The 4,935-nt window shown below is 40.1% G+C and carries 10 protein-coding genes; all 10 read right to left on the reverse strand.

Features of this window, described 5'->3' with window-relative positions:
* A partial coding sequence (locus ACOVQ4_RS05245; protein WP_421819603.1) for a hypothetical protein occupies nucleotides 1-311 on the reverse strand: 311 nt, incomplete at its 3' end.
* Between the two features lies 1 nt (nucleotide 312).
* A complete protein-coding gene (locus ACOVQ4_RS05250) occupies nucleotides 313-495 on the reverse strand; it encodes a hypothetical protein (RefSeq protein WP_421819604.1) in 183 nt (60 codons plus the stop codon).
* 91 nt (nucleotides 496-586) lie between these two features.
* Complete coding sequence (locus ACOVQ4_RS05255) at nucleotides 587-1,207, reverse strand: hypothetical protein (protein WP_421819605.1); 621 nt, start codon at nucleotides 1,205-1,207, stop codon at nucleotides 587-589.
* Between the two features lie 151 nt (nucleotides 1,208-1,358).
* Nucleotides 1,359-1,643 carry a hypothetical protein gene (locus ACOVQ4_RS05260; protein WP_421819606.1) on the reverse strand — a complete coding sequence of 95 codons (285 nt, stop codon included), beginning with the start codon at nucleotides 1,641-1,643 and terminating at the stop codon, nucleotides 1,359-1,361.
* A 2-nt stretch (nucleotides 1,644-1,645) separates the two neighbouring features.
* Nucleotides 1,646-2,110: a hypothetical protein gene (locus ACOVQ4_RS05265; RefSeq protein ID WP_421819607.1), complete on the reverse strand. Its 465-nt coding sequence runs from the start codon at nucleotides 2,108-2,110 to the stop codon at nucleotides 1,646-1,648.
* Nucleotides 2,107-2,952: a hypothetical protein gene (locus ACOVQ4_RS05270; protein WP_421819608.1), complete on the reverse strand. Its 846-nt coding sequence runs from the start codon at nucleotides 2,950-2,952 to the stop codon at nucleotides 2,107-2,109. The genes ACOVQ4_RS05265 and ACOVQ4_RS05270 overlap by 4 nt, the downstream gene beginning before the upstream one ends.
* Nucleotides 2,942-3,250, reverse strand: a complete 309-nt coding sequence (locus ACOVQ4_RS05275; RefSeq protein ID WP_421819609.1) for a hypothetical protein — start codon at nucleotides 3,248-3,250, stop codon at nucleotides 2,942-2,944. The genes ACOVQ4_RS05270 and ACOVQ4_RS05275 overlap by 11 nt, the downstream gene beginning before the upstream one ends.
* A gap of 59 nt (nucleotides 3,251-3,309) precedes the next feature.
* The gene (locus ACOVQ4_RS05280; protein ID WP_421819610.1) at nucleotides 3,310-4,047 is read right to left on the reverse strand and encodes a hypothetical protein; all 738 of its coding nucleotides are present in this window, start codon (nucleotides 4,045-4,047) and stop codon (nucleotides 3,310-3,312) included.
* 6 nt (nucleotides 4,048-4,053) lie between these two features.
* Nucleotides 4,054-4,530: a hypothetical protein gene (locus tag ACOVQ4_RS05285; protein WP_421819611.1), complete on the reverse strand. Its 477-nt coding sequence runs from the start codon at nucleotides 4,528-4,530 to the stop codon at nucleotides 4,054-4,056.
* Nucleotides 4,508-4,935: hypothetical protein (locus tag ACOVQ4_RS05290; RefSeq protein ID WP_421819612.1), on the reverse strand; the 428-nt coding region annotated here is incomplete at its 5' end. The genes ACOVQ4_RS05285 and ACOVQ4_RS05290, both read right to left, overlap by 23 nt.

Raw genomic sequence — 4,935 nt, forward strand, 5'->3', positions numbered from 1 at the left:
AATTCAAGTTCGCTTGGCTTGAACCATAAGTAGGTTAGGTACTTTTGGTTTACTGAATCGACAAGTAAGGGTTCGTCCAAATCAACTGCGGTATAGGCAACCGTTTTCTTTGTGGTTTTATCTATTACTGTAGTGGTTTGTCTAATCCTTCCTAACAAAGCGCCTTTGGGATAGGTAATTACGCTTGGTTTAGCATCCGAAAAAATGAATGATAATCCGTAAGCAGTGTTAGCAGAGACTTTCACAAGCCTTCCTTGAGCCTGCCTAGTGTCGGCGGTGGTCAAGGTGGTGAGATAATCCAGAAAGTTCATACTATTCATCCTTTTTTAGTTTGGGGAAAAGTTTTGAAAAAAGCTTAGAAAAACCTCTTACACCAAAAACTACGATGGTTACAAAGAGCGCCAAGAAAATTGCGCCAATTACGAAGTCAATGAACGTGTAAGCTTTTTCCTTAGCTTCTTCTTTTAGTGTTTCCCTTACTTCATCTTTAGTCATAGTGTGAAGTGAAGATTTAAGGGTGGGAAGTCAACATTTTTAGAATGCTGGAGAGTCCTTTTGTTGACCCTCCAGACTCTTTAATTTGCTACTACTTGTCGATAGGTTTCTTTTTCTTTCCGCCAAATAGTTTTTTAGCGACATATACACCACCAACGATAATCACAGCACCAATGCCTGCTGCCCAGTACCAAGCCATACCAAAGATAGTTTTGGTAGCTGCATCCGTTGAAGCGTTGGCAGTGCCAGGATTGCTGCTTGAGCCAGAGCCACTGCTACCTGAACCATTGCTAGAACCTGAGTCCGATGAACCACCCGAAGCATCTGAAATTTTTGTGACTGAAGTGATGGTAGTTTCGCCAATTGCCGTTGCATTACTACCAGTGAATAGGACTTGAGAAGAACCAAAGATGTTAGCGACTACTGTATTTTCAAGTGCCCCAATTTCTGATTTATCAGCAAACTTACCAGCAATCTCTGCGCTTGCACCCAAAATGGATAAGAATTCTTTCGATTGAAAGAACCACTTTTTCGAGGGGTTGAATTGAGGACGAGGGTCAAAAACAATGACAACAGGATCCGTGATGTTGGCTACCTTAAGGGCTGCTACTTGGTAATTTACCGCTGCATCAGAGATATCGGTAGATGTGAAAATTAGCTCTCCTTCCTTAATGTCAGTCGAAGGGTGCTTTTTGTTAAGAGTTAAAGCCATTTTGCAATGTATTAATTTAAAAATGAGAGTGAATTCGTGTTTGCTTTAGGTTACAAAGGTTGTTGGACTCGTTTAAATCTTGACGCTAGTTTTTACTGAAATACGTTCGAATTCACTCGAATACGATGTAGTTGGCAAAAGTGCGATGGTATTAGCTCTTATACTTTCGATTTTTAATGTTACTAATCCATTCAAGCCATTCATAGAACTTCCCTTCGTCCTTCATAGAGTTGATTTCAAAGTCTGTTGGATTGAGTTCTCTACAGAGATGTACAACCCATGCAGGGAGACATTTTCCTTTATAATCGTTCAAATCTAGTTGATATTCATGCAATAGATAATCACCATAAACCGCCATCAAATCCATGTAGGACCTAAGATGCAGATTATGTTCCTTAGCGAGAGTTGAAAGATAAACTAGGTCTTTGCGTGACACGATTATTTGTATAGGTTCCTAATAAATTGATGAATGTTGAAGTCGGATTGTTCTAAAATGTCAACATCCTGCCAGTCTTCGTGGAATTCAGGGGGAATCCAGAAATAGCCTAGATAATTGATTCTAAATCGTCTATTACATGGTGTTCTGAATTCCCTGAGAATAGCCCTTTGAATTCCGATTTGGTCATATTCCTTGTTTTTGATTTTGCGAGCAACCTCCGAAACTTCGTCTAGCTTAGTTGTGGTGGATGTACGGGAATAGTCTCCAAGGGCTTGATTCGAGTGCTGCTTGTTCTTTTTTTTTTGAGCTTCTTGAATGATTTGATTTTCTCTATCCTCAAGGTCTTTTTTCGTGACATTCTTGCTGATAAGCTTCAAAAAGACATAGACTCCCAAGAGAGCACCTAGACCAATTGCAATGACCAACACACAAAACGTAAAAAAGTAGAATCCAAATTTTTTCATAAGTCGATTATTTGGTCTTGAAAGAGAAGGTATTCGTTGCCAGTTTCGTCAGTTGCAAGAAAATAGCCATTGTCCTCTTTGAAAATTAGATTTTCATTTGGTAGAAGTATCCTGTAAGCCAAGTTCATCTTGTTAGGAAAAGTCCTTTCTTTGTTTTCCAAAGTGACCTCTTTTTGTGCTTGGATATACAAATCACGAGGATAGATGTCATCGGAAAACTTCTGTTCGTTGGACTGTTTGACAATGGCTCTTTGGAAATACTGCCAAAATGAGGGCGGTACATACTTGTATTGATGATAGATAAGAAATACATCGTTACAATTGATTCTATTGTACGCCAAGAGGTCAATATACTGTGGAAAGTTTCTTACGTTTCCAGTTATACGAGAGCCCACATCGTCGAGTATGGTGATGGCATTCTTGACAGTAAGAGCCTCCTGACAAAAGTCTTGGACTCTACTGCCTCTATCTCTTACGACAGCCCAGCAGTAATAATCCTCCTTACTAGCACCATAGCTTTGAATTTCATCTACCGTAATGACCTTATAGTTTGGTAGCACAAAGTTTGGGTGAATGAAACCTATGGCTTTTCTGATGCCTGCTGGCTCAAAAGACTCATGCCACATAGGGTCATATATCAGCACCTTTTTGATAAGTTTCTTCTGCATGGCCATCGCTTGAATGATATAGGCAAGCTGGAGCACTGTTGTGGTCTTAGCGGTTTTTTGAGCGCCCACAACAAGCCAGTTGAAGGCTTGTTGTTCAGCATTAGGAGGACTATTAGACAAAGCTTCTTGTATGCGCTTGTACAAATGATAATCCATGATGGTATTAGCTACCAAGTAGCTGATTTTTGAGTTCTTGTCGGAATACCTTTGGAACTGACTCTAAAATAGTGTCGATATTAGTTTCGAAGTATTCTCTTGTTTCGTTTGACCATTTTTCAAAACATTGATTGATGGCGTCTTTGACTTGCTCAGCTGAATGTTTTTCAGCATCATAAGCCAAACCTTTGATTCTGTTGGCTGATACTGTCACAAAAACACCGCTTTCGTGTTCATGAGAAACTTCCATATTGATACAATGCTCTTGAATGGCCTTTGCTTTTTCTTGAAGCGCTATTGGGTTTAATCCAAACATAGTTTTAGTTTAAAAGTTTTGTTAAAATGAGTTCGATGAATTGTCCAAGCTTCTCCATGTTAGGTTTTCTTGTTGGTAAATTTTTCTAAGAGTTGCTTACCATATTCCAAAGCTGGCTTTTTGTACTTGAGCGCCTTGTCCACCAACATATCAGCACCCAGCTCGTAAATCGGTGTGGTCATGATGGTCGTGTACATGCTGATAATCTCCATCTCCGAAATCATCTGATGTTTACCAGCCATGTATTCGAGCCTGTACTTTTGGAAAAGAGTATCCTCCAAAAGCTCCAGTAAATCTTCTTCAATATTGGTAGTGAGCTTAGTGAACTCTTTAAGTTTCATCTTGTTTTGCAAAGCGACTCTAATCTCGTCAGGCAAATCCGTGATTTCATCGATTTCTTCAAGGTCGTTTTCCTTTTCGTAGTCCTCAAGCTTTTTCTCTTCATCCAAATCCTTAACCACCATGGTGAACAGTACACGCATGGTTACACCCTTTTGGCGTAGCACGGAACAAATCCTACGAGCATTAATCTTTGCTTCTTGTCGAAGGTTCTTTTCCACCTGTTCGATGGGAGCAGCGAAGGTAGCTTGTACAGGGGCAATGGTTGCCTGTGGGTAAGATGCTTGTTCCTGATACGGATAGTTTTGCTGAGCAATCTCGTTAGTTTGTTGTGGCGTACCCGCAAGACCAAATAGTCCAGGGCCTTGCGTAATATTATTGACATTTTGAGCAAATTGTTGTGTAGAGTCTAACACGCTTTTGCCCATATTGAAGGTTTTTTTTAGATTCTCAAACATGATATTTTATTTTTTGTCTAGTCTTTCGAAAGCCTCTATAATTGCTTTGCCGATTCGTGTACTCTTGACAAACTTCTTTCCCCAAAGCATAGTCGCTGTCCAGATATTCTCTCTCACACGTGATTGAAAAGCTGATGATGCTTGCAGGTATTTTTCTTCCAACTGTTTCGTTTTTTTCTTTCTCCAACTCCATCTAAACTTTGTTTGGGCATAATGCTTTTCAACTGAGTGCATAATCAAAGGTTCTAGCTGAAGCCCTTGAGTAGTGAGCACTCCTTGCTTGATAAGCATCTCGAATAGTGCCTTTAGATGGACTTGGTTAAACTCTTCTGTCTTTGAAATTTGATTACGATATTGGAGGTTATGCAGTGCCTCTTGAAAGAACGAATCCCAAAACGCTGTGTCTCCTTCATCGTAGATTTTGCATACCTCCAAGGGTGCATGAGTGGTATCATCTATGTCAATTACCGCTAGTACTTTCATGTTTTTCTAAGAGTTCAGCAAAGTATTCTGGAGTATAATCTCTCGACATAAAATGAGGTTCATTGGCAAGTTCGGCTGCTACTTCAAAGACATATTCCAAGCCCTTGAGTAGTTCGTCAAACTTCAAGGACAATGCCTGATAGCTTGCCGTGTTCTCCTGTTGAGAAGCTTGTACAAGCGATAGTTTTTCGTACCGACTGCGATAATAAATTGCTTCCTGTTGTGCTTGCTGAAGCTGTGTTTCGAGTTCTTCAAGACGAAGCTTAACAGCGAACGAGCTTTGCGTCTGAATTTGTGGTTTTTTATCCTGTCCTTCGCCTTCATATTGGTATTCGTTAACGGCGTTAACGCCATGTTTTACTTCGTTAACGCTAGCGTTAACACGTGTAAACGGCTGGTTAACAG

Source organism: Flectobacillus sp. (assembly GCF_049240685.1).
Classification (GTDB): domain Bacteria; phylum Bacteroidota; class Bacteroidia; order Cytophagales; family Spirosomataceae; genus Flectobacillus.

Coding starts and splice junctions, on each gene's coding strand:
- ACOVQ4_RS05275 (WP_421819609.1), bottom strand. CDS start 3,250: ATGTTTGGATTAAACCCAATAGCGCTTCAAGAAAAAGCAAAGGCCATT.
- ACOVQ4_RS05255 (WP_421819605.1), bottom strand. CDS start 1,207: ATGGCTTTAACTCTTAACAAAAAGCACCCTTCGACTGACATTAAGGAA.
- ACOVQ4_RS05265 (WP_421819607.1), bottom strand. CDS start 2,110: ATGAAAAAATTTGGATTCTACTTTTTTACGTTTTGTGTGTTGGTCATT.
- ACOVQ4_RS05280 (WP_421819610.1), bottom strand. CDS start 4,047: ATGTTTGAGAATCTAAAAAAAACCTTCAATATGGGCAAAAGCGTGTTA.
- ACOVQ4_RS05250 (WP_421819604.1), bottom strand. CDS start 495: ATGACTAAAGATGAAGTAAGGGAAACACTAAAAGAAGAAGCTAAGGAA.
- ACOVQ4_RS05285 (WP_421819611.1), bottom strand. CDS start 4,530: ATGAAAGTACTAGCGGTAATTGACATAGATGATACCACTCATGCACCC.